Origin of the sequence: Kitasatospora sp. NPDC059088, from assembly GCF_042738155.1 — a bacterium.
Classification (GTDB): Bacteria; Actinomycetota; Actinomycetes; order Streptomycetales; family Streptomycetaceae; genus Kitasatospora.
Map to the genome: position 1 here is coordinate 17,093 of NZ_JBHYGR010000108.1, position 16,364 is coordinate 33,456.

14 protein-coding genes are annotated in these 16,364 nt (G+C 73.0%); 5 read left to right on the plus strand and 9 right to left on the minus strand.

Annotation, left to right across the window (positions count from 1 at the left end; all coding sequences use genetic code 11):
* Window positions 1-99 precede the first annotated feature (99 nt).
* Complete coding sequence (locus ACFWXO_RS34290; protein ID WP_380528908.1) at window positions 100-1,482, minus strand: DUF4331 domain-containing protein; 1,383 nt, start codon at window positions 1,480-1,482, stop codon at window positions 100-102.
* Window positions 1,483-2,013: 531 nt separating this feature from the next.
* Between ACFWXO_RS34290 and ACFWXO_RS34295 the strand changes: the two genes are divergently transcribed.
* The 4 genes from ACFWXO_RS34295 to ACFWXO_RS34310 all read left to right on the plus strand — a co-directional run bounded on the left by ACFWXO_RS34295 (window position 2,014) and on the right by ACFWXO_RS34310 (window position 6,886).
* A complete protein-coding gene (locus ACFWXO_RS34295; RefSeq protein ID WP_380528910.1) occupies window positions 2,014-3,681 on the plus strand; it encodes a nickel/cobalt transporter in 1,668 nt (555 codons plus the stop codon).
* A 25-nt stretch (window positions 3,682-3,706) separates the two neighbouring features.
* Complete coding sequence (locus ACFWXO_RS34300) at window positions 3,707-4,048, plus strand: hypothetical protein (RefSeq protein ID WP_380528912.1); 342 nt, start codon at window positions 3,707-3,709, stop codon at window positions 4,046-4,048.
* 476 nt (window positions 4,049-4,524) lie between these two features.
* Window positions 4,525-6,114: a molybdopterin-dependent oxidoreductase gene (locus ACFWXO_RS34305; protein ID WP_380528914.1), complete on the plus strand. Its 1,590-nt coding sequence runs from the start codon at window positions 4,525-4,527 to the stop codon at window positions 6,112-6,114.
* Between the two features lie 121 nt (window positions 6,115-6,235).
* Window positions 6,236-6,886: a fasciclin domain-containing protein gene (locus ACFWXO_RS34310; RefSeq protein WP_375896479.1), complete on the plus strand. Its 651-nt coding sequence runs from the start codon at window positions 6,236-6,238 to the stop codon at window positions 6,884-6,886.
* 262 nt (window positions 6,887-7,148) lie between these two features.
* Here the strand turns inward: ACFWXO_RS34310 and ACFWXO_RS34315 are convergent, their stop codons facing one another.
* From ACFWXO_RS34315 to ACFWXO_RS34340, 6 genes are all read right to left on the minus strand, one after another.
* On the minus strand, window positions 7,149-7,490 hold the full coding sequence (locus ACFWXO_RS34315; RefSeq protein WP_380528917.1) for a hypothetical protein: 342 nt from the start codon (window positions 7,488-7,490) through the stop codon (window positions 7,149-7,151).
* A gap of 26 nt (window positions 7,491-7,516) precedes the next feature.
* Window positions 7,517-7,954 (minus strand): hypothetical protein, encoded by a 438-nt coding sequence (locus ACFWXO_RS34320; protein ID WP_380528919.1) that lies wholly within the window; start codon window positions 7,952-7,954, stop codon window positions 7,517-7,519.
* A 150-nt stretch (window positions 7,955-8,104) separates the two neighbouring features.
* Window positions 8,105-9,673 carry a sensor histidine kinase gene (locus tag ACFWXO_RS34325; protein ID WP_380528921.1) on the minus strand — a complete coding sequence of 523 codons (1,569 nt, stop codon included), beginning with the start codon at window positions 9,671-9,673 and terminating at the stop codon, window positions 8,105-8,107.
* Window positions 9,670-10,401 (minus strand): response regulator transcription factor, encoded by a 732-nt coding sequence (locus ACFWXO_RS34330; RefSeq protein ID WP_380528923.1) that lies wholly within the window; start codon window positions 10,399-10,401, stop codon window positions 9,670-9,672. Before ACFWXO_RS34330 ends, ACFWXO_RS34325 begins: the two co-directional genes overlap by 4 nt.
* A gap of 275 nt (window positions 10,402-10,676) precedes the next feature.
* Window positions 10,677-11,369: a metal-dependent transcriptional regulator gene (locus ACFWXO_RS34335; RefSeq protein ID WP_375896469.1), complete on the minus strand. Its 693-nt coding sequence runs from the start codon at window positions 11,367-11,369 to the stop codon at window positions 10,677-10,679.
* Between the two features lie 8 nt (window positions 11,370-11,377).
* Window positions 11,378-11,911 carry a YbhB/YbcL family Raf kinase inhibitor-like protein gene (locus ACFWXO_RS34340; RefSeq protein WP_375896466.1) on the minus strand — a complete coding sequence of 178 codons (534 nt, stop codon included), beginning with the start codon at window positions 11,909-11,911 and terminating at the stop codon, window positions 11,378-11,380.
* A gap of 153 nt (window positions 11,912-12,064) precedes the next feature.
* Here ACFWXO_RS34340 and ACFWXO_RS34345 point away from each other — a divergent pair, with 153 nt between their 5' ends.
* The gene (locus tag ACFWXO_RS34345) at window positions 12,065-12,769 is read left to right on the plus strand and encodes a GntR family transcriptional regulator (protein ID WP_380528926.1); all 705 of its coding nucleotides are present in this window, start codon (window positions 12,065-12,067) and stop codon (window positions 12,767-12,769) included.
* A gap of 882 nt (window positions 12,770-13,651) precedes the next feature.
* Here the strand turns inward: ACFWXO_RS34345 and ACFWXO_RS34350 are convergent.
* Window positions 13,652-14,752 (minus strand): acyltransferase family protein, encoded by a 1,101-nt coding sequence (locus ACFWXO_RS34350; protein WP_380528927.1) that lies wholly within the window; start codon window positions 14,750-14,752, stop codon window positions 13,652-13,654.
* Between the two features lie 753 nt (window positions 14,753-15,505).
* On the minus strand, window positions 15,506-16,159 hold the full coding sequence (locus tag ACFWXO_RS34355; protein ID WP_380528928.1) for a TetR/AcrR family transcriptional regulator: 654 nt from the start codon (window positions 16,157-16,159) through the stop codon (window positions 15,506-15,508).
* Window positions 16,160-16,364: the final 205 nt, after the last annotated feature.

Consider the following 16,364-nt stretch of genomic DNA (forward strand, 5'->3'; position numbering starts at 1 on the left):
CGGGGGGCGCCGGGCGGGGGGGGGGGGGGGGGGGGGGGGGGGGCGGGGGGGGGGGGGGGGGCGGCGGCCCCCCCCCCCCCCCCCCCCGCGTCCACGTTGCTAGTTGGGCTGGTTGACGGCCTTGGCGTAGGGCAGCGCGACGTACGGGAACGCGGTGGAGAACGGCTTGTCGGCGTGGTCGACCTTGTCGCCGGCGGCGAGCGCGGGGATGAGGTGGCCGGGGGTCGCGCCTTCCAACGCCTGGAGTTCGATGTCGACGACGTCGTCGGTCAGGCGGCGCCCGTTGGGGTAGCCCTGGAAGTCGCCGTCGAGGACGCCGAGCCGGTCGGGATTCGCGGTGACGGGCGTCGACATGTTCAGGCGCAGCTCCTCGGCGGGCACGAACTTGGACGCGTCGATGTCCTGGTTCATGAGCTGGGAGTTGAGGTCGACGGCGAGGGGCCCGTTGGTGGCCTTGGCGATGCCGGTGAGGAAGATCTCCTGGAGGTCGGTGCGGGGGGTGGCGGGGGCCGGGATGCCGTAGATGGCCTGGACGAGCTGCGGCACCTCCGGGTTCAGGACCTTGTTCACCAGCGCGGGCTGGTTGTGGTCCTGGGACGGCGGCAGGGAGTTGAAGGTGTCCTTGAGACCTGCCGGGACGACGACCTCGTTGACCAGCGGGTTGCCCAGGCGCGAGACCTGGACGTGCCGGCCGGTCGGGTCCGCCTTGCCGGGGCTGAGCTTGAGGGTCTGCTTCTCGGTGCTCGACCAGACACCGATGACGGGGTTGCGGCCGGGGTCGCCCTTGAAGGCGAGGCGGCTCTTGGGGATCTGCAGGGCGACGGTGTTGACGTTGTAGCCGGCGAGGGTGTTCTGGCCGACCTCGGAGAGGTTGCCGCCGTAGAGCAGGTCGAAGACCCGCAGGTCGAGGAAGAACGGGTCGGCGGCCTGAGTGGCCACCGTCTGCCCGCCGCCGGGGAGTTGGACGGTCGCCTGGTTGCGGAGCCGGCCGTAGTCGGGCATGGAGGCCTTGCCGGTGTCCGAGGGAGCGACCTGGCCGTGCTCGACCAGCGTGACGGGCTCGCAGCCCGGGCGCAGCTCCTGGAGCGTGTAGTACTGGCGGAACAGGAGGGTGGGATCGGTGAGGTTGTTCACCACGCCGTTGTTGTAGAGGAAGGTGTTGGTGCCGCGCTGGTCGTCCGTGTGGAACGTCCAGCGGTAGGTGATGTCGGGCTTTCCGGTGCCCTGGGAGTCGATGTTGACGTCGTAGTGCGCGCCGTCGGCCCAGGGGTAGAAGTTGGGGCCGCCGTTGGGCTCCTGGAAGGGCAGCCAGTTGGCGATGAGGGTGACGGTGTCGGGGTTGTCGGGGCTGGTGAAGGCGTAGACGTCGGTGTTGTCGACCTGCGGGTCGGCGGCGATCAGGGGCGCTTCGCGGTGGCTGGAGGCGTTGCCGGTTCCGGCTCCGGGGCCGATGAGCGCGGTGCTGGCGATGGCCAGGCTCATGCTGGTGAGGATGGCCGCGCTGCGCGCGATCCGGGTTCTGCGGGAAGGTCGGCGCGTGACGTTCATTGGGGGTCGGGTTCTCGCTTCCGTGACGGTCGATGTCCGCCCGGGGCCCGTCCGGCCCCGGCGCAGGTCCGGCTGGGCAGCCGCAAGGGGCACTGTGAACCGGATCCTGTTCGTGCTTCGCGCGCCGGGCGGGTGAGGTTTGGTCGCCTCACCCGCCCGGCCCAGCCGGACCACCTGGTCGGTGGAACCTGTCCGTGCTCTGAGCGGCAACGGTCCGGGGCAGGGAGAGCGCCGGGGGTGCAGTGAGGGCACTCGCGTTCGGGAGGGGGCTGTGCATTCGGGGCGGGTGCCCCGTGCGAGTGATCCCGTGGACTTCGCCGGAGTGGTGACGTGCCGTCCGCCGGACGAGGCCACCAGGGTTACCGCTCGGGCGCTCGCCCTCATCCTCATCCCGGCCGTCGGCCCTCTCGGCCGTGGTGGCGGGTCGTTCTCCCCGGAGGCAATGACGTGGTGCTGCCGCGACGCGTGGTTCGGACGGGCGCGGGGGCGGTGGGCGCGCTGTGTCTGCTCGGCCTCGCGGCGCCCGCTCACGCGCACCCGCTGGGGAACTTCTCCGTCAACCACTACCTCGGGTTCACCGTCCACCCCGACCGGATCGAGGCCCTGGCCGTCACCGACGCCGCCGAGATCCCCACCCTCCAGGAACGGCCGAGGGTCGACCGCAACGGCGACGGCGCGATCGACGACGGGGAGCTTGCCGCCTGGGCGGCCGAGCAGTGCGCACAGACCGCCCAGCGCCTCGAGGTGACGACGGAGCAGGCGTCCACGGCGCTGCGCTGGACGACCCGGTCCGCGCGGTTCCGGTACGAGGACGGCTCCGCCGGTCTGCCCACGAGCCGGCTGGAGTGCGTGCTGGACGCGGCCCTGAGCGTTCCGGCCGGCGGAACCACCGTGCGGGTCTCCAGCGGGAGCGACCCCGGCCGGGTCGGCTGGAACGAGATCACCGCGCGGGGCGAGGACACCCGGCTCGACCCGACGGACGTGCCGGCCGAGTCGGTGTCCAAGGAGCTGCGGGACTACCCCCGCGACCTCCTCAACAGCCCCAGTGGCGTCACCCGCGCACGGTTCCGCGCCCTGCCGGGCGGCGGCCCGGCCGCCGGGGCGGGGACCGTCTCCCGAAACGACGGCTCGGGCCCCACCGCCTGGCTCGCCGGCCTCGACAGCCGACTCGCCGGCCTCGGGGCGGCCCGTCAACTCACCGTTCCCATCGGCCTGTTGGCCGTCCTGCTCTCGATCGTACTCGGGGCTGGCCACGCGCTGCTGCCCGGGCACGGCAAGACCGTGATGGCCGCCTACCTGGCCGGCCGGCGCGGGAGCACCCGGGACGCGGTCGCGGTCGGAGCCACCGTCACCCTCACCCACACCGCCGGCGTCCTCGTGATCGGCCTGGCCCTGACCGCGTCCGCTTCGCTGGCCGGCGACGTCGTCCTGGGCTGGCTCGGCGTTGCCAGCGGAGCCCTGGTCGCGGTCGTCGGCCTCGGCCTGCTGCGGGACGCGACCCGCCGCGCGCGCGGCGGTCCGCACCCCGACCCCCTCCCGGACCACGCGCACGACACGGGTGAGCCCGGGGCGGAGCGGGCCAGGGAACTCGCCCACTCGGCGGCGGCCCCCTCCCCGGCCCAGCACCACAGCCACGCCCACCCGCACGGCCACGCCCACGACGGCCACGCCGAGCACCACGGCCACGACCACGGCCACGATCATGCCGGTGGGCACCATCACGACCACGCGGCTGGGCACCATCACGACCACGGGCACCGCCACGGCCTCTTCGGCGGCGGTCACCACCATCACCACGCCCCGCCCGGCCGCCGCGGGCTGATCGGCCTGGGCATCGCCGGAGGCCTGGTCCCCAGCCCGTCGGCGCTCGTCGTCCTCCTCGGAGCCATCGCGCTCGGCCGGACCCTGTTCGGCGCGGCCCTCGTGGTCGCCTACGGCCTGGGCATGGCCGCCACCCTCACCGCGGTCGGCCTGCTCCTGGTCCGTCTGGGCGACCGCCTCGCCGCCGCCACCGACGGGCCGCTCCTCGGCCGCCTGCGCCGCCTCACCCCCTACAGCTCACTGCTGACCGCCCTGCTCATCCTCACGGTGGGAATCGGACTGGCCGTCCGCAGCCTGCCCGCCACCATCTGACGTCCCACCTCGGAGGCCCGCCACCGTGAACGCCCGCACCCCACGCAGAGCAGTTCGCCTTCTCGTACCCGCCCTGGCCGCCGTCACCGCCCTGGCCGGCTGCGGCGGCGAGCCGGACGGCAGGTTCGACGCCCAGGCGGGCACCCCGTCCCCCAGCTGCATCCAGCACCAGAGCCAGGACCCCGGCAGCGCGTACACGGGCCGGGAGAAGTCCGACCCGAAGTCGGTGCTGGAGATGATGCGCTTCTACACCGCCAACGGCACGAAGACGTACTGCGACGGCAGACCGCCCACGGACACCGACCGCCACTGGACCGAGCTCTACACCGCACTCGGCGGCGACGCCGTCCACGTCACCACCGGATAGTCACGTTCCGGCCGACGCTGCGGCGTCCGGCCGCTCGACGCGGGCCCGGGCGGTGCGGGTGTGCGGGGGAGACTACGGCGAGATGATCCGCGCACCGTCTCCAGCCCCCCGCGTACCCGCGGATGCCTCTGACCCTGACGGCGCCGGCACCTGGACGGCGGAGGTTCCTCCGATCCAAGGTTCGAGCCCCCGTCGTTCCATACGCGAGGGTCCGTGGCGGCACCGGCCGCCGGTATCCGGGGCAGGCCGGGCGGAACCGCAGGGCCGACCACACCTCGTCGACGGCGACCTGCCGTACCGGCCGGACGCCGCCCTCCGGCACCCGTGCCCACCTCGTCAGTTCGTTCGGCCGGGTTCACCCCTGAGGGTGTTCCGGAATTGGCACCCATCCGGGCCCTGGCGGCCGCCGAATGGCGGGTGTGAACACCGACGTAGCCCCGCCCCCGCCACCTTCGCTCCGACGTCGGACGCGGGCGGTGCGTGCGGGTGCGGCCGCCGCGGCCGGGGTGGCCGCGGCGGTGGCCGCGCTCGGGGTGGGCGAACTGGTCGCCGCGGCGACCGGCCCCGGTACCGCGCCGGCCATCGCGGTCGGCTCGGCGGCGATCGACCTGACGCCGACTCCGTTGAAGGAGTACGCCGTCCGCACCTTCGGCACCCAGGACAAGGCGGTGCTGCTCGGTGGGATCCTCCTGACGACGGCTCTGCTGGCCGCGTTCACCGGATGGCTGTCCGCCCGCCGTCCGAAGAGCGGAGCAGGTGTCTTCGGGGCCTTCGGCTTCCTGGGCGCCTGGGCCGCTCTCTCCCGGTCGGGTGCGGGCGCCGTGGACGCCGCACCGGCCCTCGCGTCGGGCGCGGTCGGCGCGCTCACCGTCCTCGGCCTGTCACGACTGCGCCGAGCGGCCGCGCCCCCGGCGCGTACGACCGCGTCGACCGCGTCGACCGCGAATTCGGACGACGACCCGGCGCAGCAGGAGCAACCCGCCCCGACCCAGGACACCAGCCGCCGGGCCGTGCTGGCCGCCACCGGCGCGACGATCGCCGTCGGCGCACTCGCCGGTGTCGGCGGCCGGATCCTGGCGGACCGCCGCTACGACACCGGGGCACTGCGCGCGGCCGTTCGGATCCCACCCGCCGCCCAACCCCTGCCCCCACCGCCCGCCGCGGTGCGGCCCAAGGTCCCGGGCCTGTCCCCGTTCGTCACCCCGAACACGGACTTCTACCGCGTCGACACCGCGCTCACCCTTCCCCGCGTCGATCCCCGACACTGGGCCCTGCGCATCCGCGGCCTCGTCGACCACCCGCTCCTGCTGACCTTCGACGACCTCCTGCACGAACCGCTGGAGGAACTGGACCACACGCTGACCTGCGTCTCCAACGAGGTGGGCGGCCCCTACGCCGGCACCACCCGCTGGCTCGGCGCCTCCCTCCCGGCCCTGCTGCGCCGTGCCGGGGTGCGTCCCGGAGCCGACCAACTGGTCGGCCACTCCCAGGACGGCATGACCATCGGCACACCGTTGGAGTCGGTACTCGACGGCCGGCGCGCGCTGCTGGCGGTCGCGATGAACGGCGAAGCCCTGCCCGTCGCCCACGGCTTCCCCTGCCGCAGCGTCGTCCCCGGCTTCTACGGCTACACCTCCGCCACCAAATGGCTCGTCGACCTGGACGTCACCACCTTCGCCGCGTACGACCCGTACTGGGTGCGCCGGGGCTGGGACCGCACCGGCGCGGTCCGCACCGCCTCGCGGATCGAGGTTCCGGCGCCGTTCGCCCGTGTTCCCGCGGGGGAGGTCACGGTGGCCGGAACCGCCTGGGCGACGCACCGGGGGATCGCCGCCGTCGAGGTCCGCGTCGACGGCGGCCCCTGGCAGCGCGCGCTGCTCGCCACTGACGCCGGCCCCGATCTCTGGCGGCAATGGACCTGCACATGGGCCGGTGCCACTCCCGGCACCCACCGGATCGAGGTCCGAGCGACCGATGCCGGTGGCGCCGTCCAGACCGAGGAGCGGGCCGCCCCCTTCCCGTCCGGGGCCACCGGCTGGCACAGCGTCGTCGTCACCGTCACCTGAGGGCCCCGACCGGCCCGCCCGGAAACCACCAGACCACCAGACCACCTTCATGACACCGGCACCAGCCGGTGCGGTCCGCCCCAGGGGCTGACCGTTCCATCCTCACAAGGAGATTCCTTCCATGAACGTCACCGCCCCGCGCCGCAACGCGGTCACCGCGCTCCTCGCCGTGACCGCGCTCGCCCTCAGCCTCGGGGCCTGCAGCAGCGGCTCCGGATCGTCCTCCGCCTCCAAGGCCCCCGCCGCCGCGCCGTCCTCGGCCGCCGCCCCCGCGACGGCGGCCGGTGCCGCCATGAGCGACCAGCCGTTCGGGACGGCCTGCGCCGCCGTGCCCAAGGACGGCGCCGGGTCCTTCACCGGCATGGCCAAGGACCCGGTCGCCACCGCCGCCTCCAACAACCCGCTGCTGTCCACCCTGGTGACCGCCGTCAAGCAGGCCGGGCTCGTCGACACCCTCAACTCCGCGCAGAACATCACGGTGTTCGCGCCGACCAACGACGCCTTCGCCAAGATCCCCAAGGCCACCCTGGACGCCGTCCTCGCCGACAAGGAGAAGCTCACCAAGATCCTCACCTACCACGTCGCCCCCCAGCGCCTCGCCCCCGGCGACCTCACCGGCGCGCACAAGACTCTGGAGACCGGCAACGTCACGGTCACCGGTGCCAGCCCCGACTTCACCGTCAACGGCGACGCCAAGGTCCTGTGCGGCAACGTCCAGACCGCCAACGCCACCGTGTACATCGTCGACACCGTCCTGATGCCCACCTCCTGACCCTCCCCGCCGGCGGGCCCGGAGGGGACACAGGTGCGGCCCGTGCGACGAACGGGCGTCAGTCCGCAGCCGGGCCGACGCCGGGACCCGTGCCGGGCCCGGCCCGCGGATGCTGTCGGTGCTCCCCGCCGGTCCCGGCGACTGCGGTGCTCGTGTGCCGGAGAGCACGCCCGGAGCCCTTTCGTTCGATCTCACAGGCTTCACAGGCGGCTTCGGCTGTTCCCCGTTGCTTCGACGGGGAACAGCCGGAGAGCTTGTGGGGTCAGGGAGTCGAGGTGTCCTGGGTGTCCTTGGCGGCGTCCGATTCGGCAGCGGCGGCGGCGCTGTCGGCGGCGTCCACCTTCTTCCGCATCTCGCCGAGTCGGTCACCGCTCGCCGCCGACCCGCTCGCGCCGGCGGACGGTGACCCGGCGGCGGGTGCACTGGTCCGGCCGGGGCCGGTCCCGTTCGTGCCGCACGCCGTCAGGGCGAGCGTGGCGAGCAGGGCGGCCGTGACGGCAGCGGTTCGCCGCGACAGCCGGGCGGCTGGTACCGGTGCAGCCACCGACCTGCCGCCGACCGGGTCGGACGCCGTGCCGGGAATGGTCACTGCGCCGGCGGTCACTGCGCGGTCGGTCACTGTGCGGTCGGTCACTGTGCGGTCGGGGTGCCGAGGCCCTGCGAGGAGCACCAGGTGGCGACGGCGTTCAGGTCGCTCTGGCGCTGGGTCAGCGTCGGCACCAGGCTCTTGCGGTACGTCAGCCGGTCGTTGAGGTCGTTGTAGATCGCGGTGTGGCCGGCGGCCTTGGCGTTGTTCACCCGCTGCTGCAGACGGGCGATCGAGCCGGCCTCGGTGACCGGACCGTTCAGGCGGTCCAGGGCGTTCTTGATCCGCCGGTCGGCCTTCGGCAGCCGCTTGCAGATGCCCTTCGCTCCGTCGCCCTCGGGCGTCGGCAGCACCTTCGGGGTCCGGGAGGCCACCGGGGTGGCACTGGGCGTGGCGGCCTGAGCCGGTCCGGTGAGGGCGACCAGAGTGGTGCCCAGGGCGAGAGCGCCGATCACGGCAGCGGCCTTGCGGTGCGGGTGCATGGCGAAGTCCTCCAGTTGCCACGGGTGGCAGGTCCGGCCGGAGCGTCGGGCGGTCCGGCTGAGCAGGACGATAAGGACCCTCTTTGTGGATTCCTTGTGAGCCGACGAGCCGGCCCACCGCTTCGCGGGTGCTCCGACGCCCGTGGCGCGTCAGGCGCTCGCACCCGTGGAGCTGATCCATTCGCGGCGGGCCGGCAGGGGCGGGGTCGGGGCGTCCTCGCCGACCAGGGGCAGCCGGACCTCGACGCGGCAGCCGGTCCCGCCCGGCGGCTCGGTGACCGTGACGGTGCCGCGGTGCAGGGCCACCTGCTGGGCGACCAGGGTCAGTCCCAGTCCCGAGCCGGGGCTGTCCCGGCGCCGGCGGAAGCGGTCGAAGACCGCCGCCCGGTCCGCCACCGGGATGCCCGGCCCGTCGTCGTCCACGGTCAGCACCGCCTGTCCGGCGTCCCGGCGCAGTCCGACCGCGATCCGGGCCGGTTCCCTGGGCCGGTGACCGTGCACGGCCGCGTTGGCGAGCAGGTTGTCGCAGACGATCCGCAGCCCGGCCTCCCACCCGTGCACCCGTAGCCCGCCGGTGCCAGGCCCGACGTCCGGCCCGCCGGTGCCAGGCCCGACGTCCGGCCCGCCGGTGTCCGGCCCGGTGAGGCCGGGACCGGCCAGGTCGACGGTCACCTCCGGCCGCCGCCGGCGCAGCTCCGCGACGGCGGCCGCGGCCGGGTCGGCCGGGTCGAGGACCGTGAACGCCTCCTCCTCGACCAGGTCGCCACGGGCCAGCGTCCGCAGTGCGGTGAGCAGGTCGAGGAGTCGCCGGTGGTCGTCGCGGAGGTCGGAGAGGATCTCCGCGCGGTCCGTCGGCGGCAGGTCCGGGTGCGCGCCGAGGACGTCCAGGTTGGTCCGCAGGCTCATCAGCGGTGTGCGCAGTTCGTGGGAGGCGGCGGCGGAGAACGAGCGGGCGGTTTCCAGTGCCTGGCCGGTCCGTGCGACCTGCTGGTCGTACCGGGCCAGCGCGCTCTCCAGCGCGAGCGCGAGCTCGTCCACCTCGCGGACCCCGCTGTGCCGGTGGGTGAAGCCCACGGCGCCGGCCCGCGGGTCGAGCGCGGCGGCGCGTCGGCCCAGGCGGCTGAGCGGCGCGGTGGCCCGCCGGGCGAGGCCGTAGGCGAGCAGTCCGGAGAGCGGTGCGGCCAGCGCTGCGGCCCACAGGATCCGCCCGCGCACCGCGTCCACCTGCGGGTCGGTCGCCGACACCGGTGCGGTGACCCAGAGCGTGCCGGGGTCGGCGCCCGCCACCGGCCGGGCCAGCACCCGCCAGGCCCGGCCCTGCGCCCGTACGGTGACCGGCCCGCCGGTGCCCGCGGGGGCGGGGTGCGGGAGTACCGCGGCCGGGCCCGGCACGGGGCCGCCCTCGGTGACCCGGTCGCCGTTCGCGTCCGCCACCCGGATGCCGACGTCCAGTGCGTCGTCGAGCAGGTTGCGGCGCTGGTTCTGCTCGACCCGGGGCCGGTCCTGCCGGGTGGCGCTCAGCAGTGCCTTGGCGGCGGGGAGCACGGCGGCGGCGCGGTCGCGCAGCCTGGTGTCCTGCTGGGCGCGCAGATCGTGGGTGACGAGCCCGAGCACCAGTGCGCCGGTGCCCAGGACGAGCAGCGGGACGAGCAGGGCCGCACCGGTCGCGATCCGGGTGGCCAGGCTGATCGAGCGCCGGGCGGAGGCGGTGCCGCTCACCGGTGGGCCTCCGGAGTCCGCAGCACGAAGCCGACGCCCCGCACCGTGTGGATCAACCGTGAACGGCCGCCCTCCTCCAGCTTGCGGCGCAGGTAGCTGACGAACGTGTCGACGGCATCGGTGCGGACCTCGAAGTCGTAGCCCCACACCCGGTCCAGCACCTGGTCGCGGGTCAGCACCAGCCCGGCGTTGCGGGCCAGGTACTCCAGCAACTCGAACTCGCGGCGCGTCAACCGCAGCGGTTGCCCGTCCCGGCGGGCCTCGCGGGCGGCGGGTTCGATCTCCAGCGGCCCGACCCGCAGCACCTCACCACCCGGCCCGGCGGGCCGGCCGTACGCGCCGGCCCGGGTTCGGCGGCGCAGCAGGGCGTGCAGGCGCAGCACCAGTTCCTCCAGCGCGAACGGCTTGACCAGGTAGTCGTCGGCGCCCGCCTGGAGGCCGGCCACCCGGTCGGCCAGCTCGTCCAGTGCGGAGAGCATCAGCACGGGCGTGTCGATGCCCTGCTCCCGCAGCCGGCGGCAGACTTCGCTGCCGTCCAGGTCGGGCATCGAGACGTCGAGGACCAGCACGTCCGGCGGCTCGTCGGCCACCAGGCCCAGCGCCGTCCGCCCGCCGTCGGCCGTGCGTACCGTGAACCCGCTGAGCCGCAGGCCGCGCTCCAGCGACCTGCGGATGATGTCGTCGTCGTCCACCACCAGCACCGTCCCGGTGCCGTCACCGCCCGCCATCGGGGTCTCCTCGCTCCCGTCCGGCCTCCGCCGGGGCGTCCTACGGTGACACGGGCTGATGAGAGCCTTCTCATCGAAGTCCCGCGACCTGCGGGGCAACGGCTCCCCGTCGTGGCGTGGCTCGAAGAACCCGCCTTCAAGCCCTCAACATCCACGATCCCCGCAACTCCCTGGGGTCGGGGTGTTGCGGGGATCGCTGGAACCCGCCGTCGTGGTCGAGGGCCGTCCTCGTCGGGTGCACGGGCCTTACGGCATGGGCCGGCACCCGGGTGGGCTCAGCGCTCGGCCACGAAGACGTGCGCGGCGGTCTGCGTGGGGAGTTCGGTGGCCGCCCCGCCGCTGCTGACCGTCACACCGCCGGACGAGGACGTCACGCTCACGACCGCGCCGGGCCGCACCCCGGCGTGCCTGAGGGTGTGCATCAGTCGGGGGTCGGTCTGGACCAGCTCCCTGATGCACCGTACGACCGCGGTCGCGCCGTTCGGCCCGGGTTGGAGGTCGCTGAGGCTGACCATGCTCTCGGCAGGGAACGGATCCACGGTGCTCTGCCCCCCGAGTTCCTCCAGGCCCGGGATCGGGTTGCCGTAGGGCGACGTGGTGGGGTGCCGCAGCAGCACGAGGACGCGGCGTTCGACGGCCTCGCTCATCACGTGCTCCCAGCGGCAGGCTTCGGCGTGGGCCTGCTCCCATTCCAGTCCGATCACCTCGACGAGCAGGCACTCCGCGAGCCGGTGTTTGCGCATCACGCGCGTGGCGGTCCGCCGGCCCTCCTCCGTCAGCTCCAGGTGCCGGTCGTCGGCGACGTGCAGCAGACCGTTGCGTTCCATGCGGGCGACGGTCTGGCTGACGGTGGGGCCGCTCTGGTCCAGACGCTCGGCGATGCGGGCGCGCATGGGGGCCACGCCTTCCTCCTCGAGCTCCAGGATCGTGCGGAGGTACATCTCCGTGGTGTCGATGAGTCCGGACATGGTGTTCGTCAGGCGGGGGTTTCGGCGGTGGCGGTCAGAACCGCGCGGCCGAGGATGTGGCCGGCCATGGTGAAGCCGAGGACGGCCGGGGTGGAGTCGACCGGGACGCCGATGGACTCGACGTCGAGGGCGTGCACCACGACGAAGTAGCGGTGCGGGCCGTGCCCGGCCGGCGGTGCGGCGCCGATGAAGCGGGCCGCGCGGGCGTCGTTGGGCAGTTGGAAGGCGCCCTCGGGCAGGCCTGAGCCGGTGTCGTCGCCGGCGCCCTCGGGCAGCTCGGTGACGGTCGCGGGGATGTCGGCGACCGCCCAGTGCCAGAACCCGGACCCGGTGGGGGCGTCGGGGTCGTAGACGGTGACGGCGTAGCTCTTGGTGCCGTCCGGGGCGCCGCTCCAGGACAGCTGCGGGGAGACGTCCTTCCCGCCGGGGACGCCGGAGGAGTGCTGCTCGGGAGGCCAGGCGGCGCCGTCGGTGACGGCGGTGCTGGTGACGGTGAAGAAGTCCGCCTCTGGGAGGCGGGCGAAGGGGTCGTTGGCGCTCATCGCGTCGTTCCTTTCGGTGTGTGCTGTGGGGCGGTGGTGGTGCGGCGGACGGAGCCCACGGCTTCGCGTGGCGGCACCGCCGCGCTCCCTCGGTCGCTGAATCGACCATAACACTAATAATCGATTATCTGCGGGATCGTCTATGCTGGAGGCATGACTCAGATGGCCCACACCTCGACCTCACCGGGGAAGCTGATGCTCTCCGAGCAGGTCTACGCACACCTGCGGGACGCGATCATGCGCGGGGACCACGCCCCCGGCGACGCCCTCAAACCGCAGGACCTCGCCAAGGAACAGGGGGTGAGCCTGGCCGTCGTGCGTGAGGCGCTCGTGCGGCTGGTCGGCGAGGGCCTCGCCGACCGGCTGCCCAACCGCGGCTTCGCCGTCCCGGCCGTCTCCGACCGCCGCTGGCAGGAGATCGCGGAGGCCCGCAGGACCATCGAACCGGTCGTGCTGCGCATGTCGATCGAGCGCGGGGACGTCGACTGGGAGGCCCGCGTACGAGCCGCCCACCACCGTCTGGCCCGCACCCCGGCGTACGTGCCGGAGGAGGGCGAGTACTACAGCGCCGCATGGTCCGAAGCCCACCGGGTCTTCCACCGCACCCTGCTGGAGGGCTGCGGCAACCCCGTCCTGCTGGAGACCTTCGACCGAACGTGGACCGCGAGCGAACTGGCTCGCCGCTGGTCGGCGCAGCACAACCCCGGCCGGGACGCCGTCGGCGAGCACCGCCGGCTGGAGGAGGCGGCGCTGGCCCGCGACGCCGACACCGCGGCCGAGGTACTGACCCAGCACCTCACCCGGACCGCGGCCGACTTGACCGGCCGCCCCCACCGCGAACCCGCGCAGGAAGCCTGATGCGCCACGCCGACCTGGCTGGACGTGGGGTGTTGTCCGGCGTTCGGCCCGTATGTGCTGGTGGGGTCCTTACGGGTGCGGGCCTTGAGGCGGCGACGCTGCACCGGGTCGAGACGGTCGAGGTCGCGCCAGGACCGGCGGAGGCTGGGCGAGGGCCGGCGGATGAGAGGCGGCAGCACCGTGAACGCACCGTTGGTCTGACCTGCCCGCTCCGCGTGGCCGCGTTCCCGCGAACGGCCGCCACGAGCCGGGGGCTTGCGCGAACTCCGTCACCGCAGTTCGGCCACAGGTCCGCGTGACCGTCGAGAACGCGCGAGCGCGTTCCCAGGAACGTTCGCGCGCATGACGTCGGGGGTGCCGTCGTTCACGGGAAGTAGCAGAGCGGTCTGTGCTCCGGCCGATGATCAGAGCTGGCTGGCGGTCCGTCGAGTGGGACGAAGTACCCGCTGTCGACATCGGGCAGGCAAGCCTCGCTGATGACCCGGTAGCGCGTGGTCAGGCCGGAGGGAATCGGCGTCAGGTCCACGCGTGCACTCGTCGCCTGGTGGGTCGGCACTGTGGCAGAGGCGGGGCACCACTCCTGCACGCCGCCAGGAACGGAGTCAGCACGTACCTCGACGTACTGCCGACCGAGATCACCGATTGAGGGCAGGGACCAGGCCGGACAGTCCGTTCTGTTCGTCCTCGCTGCCGCGAGTGTGGACCGGCGACCTCTCCGACACCGGATCCGACAAGCACCTCACCGCCCGCTGGATCCCCGCGGACCGCCCTCCCGAACCCGCGTTCCCCACGGCCGCACAAGCGCTCGTCGTCTAACCACGTTCGGGGGCCCGCCTTCTCGCGCTACGGCTGGGCCGGCACGACGCGGTGATCAGTGGCGGGTCACTGTGCGGGTTCCGGGCGCGGTGCCGGTGGGTTGCTCGGGTGTCGGTCGAGGGCTTGGTCGAGGCGGCGACGGAGGGCACGGCCGATGGGCTTCTCGACCACCCGGTGGATGATTGCGGCGAGGAGGAGCATCGAGACGGTGGTGAGGGCGAGTCGGCCCCAGGGGCCGAGCCAGTGGGCGTGGGCGGTGAGTTCGGCGGCCATGGGCAGGCCGAGGCTCTGGTGGATCAGGTAGAAGGGGTAGGTGAGCGCACCGGCCGTCATCAGCCAGCGCCAGCGGATGCGGGCGAGGGGGCCGATGGTGGCCAGGAGCAGCAGGGCCAGGAAGGCGGTCAGTAGGGCGCTGGCGACGGTCCAGGAGCAGAGTGCTTTGGATCCCCACTCCCGGTAGTGGCCGGCCAACCGGGTGGGGAGCATGGTCAGTTCGTAGCACCAGGCGAAGCCGAGGAGTATCCAGAGCATGAGGTTCTGCCCGAAGCGGTACATCAGGTAGACCGCGATGCCGGCGACGAACAGGCCGGCGTACTGGCTGAGGACGAGGTCGTCCAGGAACTTGCTCTTCGTCTCCGAGGTGATGATCCCGGCGGCCAGCCAGATCACGCAGAACCCCATGACCCGGTGGTAAGTGGTGCCGAAGGCCAGGAGGACGGCCATGAGGAGGTAGAAGTGGGCCTCGACGGCGAGGGTCCAGGCGACGCCGTCCAGGAGGGTGGCGTGGAGGGCGTCGGGGAACATGGTCAGGTTGGCCAGGACGATCCGGGGGTGGATCACCGCGCCGACGTCGTGGGTCTCCATGGGAATCAGCGCGATCCTGGCCACGATCAGGATGAGAGCGCACCAGTAGGCCGGGTAGAGCCGGGATATCCGTGAGGCGGCGAACTGTCCTGCGGTGCGCCCCCAGGCGCTCATGCAGATGACGAATCCGCTGATGAGGAAGAAGGCCTCGACGCCGAGCCAGCCGTACATCGATGCGTGGTGCAGCGGGTAGGCGAACTCCTTCGCGGACGGCCCCCACAGGGTGGGCGAGATCGCGCTGAGGTAGTGGAATCCCGTGACGGCGAGCGCGGCGAGCAGCCGCATGCCGTCGACGACGGCCAACCGGGCTCCTGGCTCACCCCGACCACGGCCTTCAGTCAGGGCTCTTGCCCGTGCAAGGCCATCCCGGGCCTGCAGGCGGGTCGGCGGTGACGTGGGTTCGTGGAGCACTGGCCGGAGTCCGATCATGTCGATACGCCCGCTCTCCCTCGGGACCGCAGACGAGGGTCGTGGGGGTAAGCGAACTGTGATGCCGCTCAGCCGTTGCACGGGCACGGCACCCGCAGACTGATCAACGTGCGCTCATCTTATTACGAGGAATTCCGGCGAAGGTCGTGCGGTCAGGGCACCGAGTGCAGCCGATCGGGGGCGGCCGGGGGGCGGAAGTCCGCTACGAAAGGAGTCGGAATTCCACGGGGACTCAAGGGCTGAGGCCTGCTCTGTCGCATGGCCGTCCCAGATGCCCTCCGGGTAGGTCAAGTCGTTCAGCGGACACCCTCGGACGGCCTGGGTGCATCGGACTGGCTGGTTACCCGGCCGTCGTCTGCGCCGTGGAGCAGTGAGACAGGCCATCAAGATGCCGCGTCTATCGAGACGCGCGCGCCTCATTGCCACAGCGGTGGCCGCGGCGCTCTGCGTCGTGGTCGCAGAACTGGCCCTGGAGGCCTGGTGGCTCCCCTCCAAGTGGCGAACCTACGACGCCTCCCCGTCCGGCCGGATCCTGGTCAGTGCAGACGATCAGACGATCACGCTCACCGTTAGCTGGTCCTGCGAAGTAGACCTGCTACTGAATGATGCGCCGCGCGACCTACGGACTCAGAGGCCGCGGGCGACGGTCGACAGGACGGCCTCGACGGCGGTGCGCAGCTCGGCTCCGGACAGGCCCCGCAGTGGGCCCTCGACCAGCAGGTCCGACAGGCCGTGGACCGCCGACCAGGCCGCGTACTCGGCGCCCGGGCGGCGGTCGGGGGGGAAGGCGCCGAGCCGGACCAGGTCGTCGAGGTGGGTGGACAGGATGGCGTAGGGGTCCGCGCCGCAGGAGCCCTCCGGGCCCGGTTCCCCGCCCGATGCCAGGCCCGATGCCGGATCCGGTTCCCCGCGCGGGGCGGCGCTGGTCCCGCAGAAGGCGGTGCGGAACCAGCCGGGCTCGGTCAGGGCGAAGTCGATGTACGCCCGGCCGATCGCGTCCAGCCGCGCGCGGGCCGCCGCCACCTCGTCGGGCAGGTCCACGGCCGCGGAGCGGGCGAGCATGAGCCGCCCCAAGCGGTTCATGCAGCTCGCCGCGACCGCCGCCAGCAGGGCCTCGTGGCCGGCGAAGTGCCGGTACGCGGCGTTGTGCGAGACGCCCGCCCTCCGGCTGACCGCGCGCAGGACGACGGCGGCGGGTCCGCCGGTCCTGGCGAGGTCGACCCCGCCGGCGACCAGTGCTTCCCGCAGGTTTCCGTGGTGGTACGGCCGGCTCGTGGCCACGTTCCCGCCCTCCCGTCCCTTCCGGTGTTGACAGTGTCCACTTTGCGGTGGAATGCTGGCAGATGTCCACATGTTCCCGCTGTCAACATCGCGGGATCCACTCCGTCGACCTAGGTTCTGTCCGGCGGATCATGGTCGGAGCCAGAGGCGGATCGCTGCGACGGTGACCGTGCCATGGAAGACGTAGGCCCGCTTGTCGTAGCGG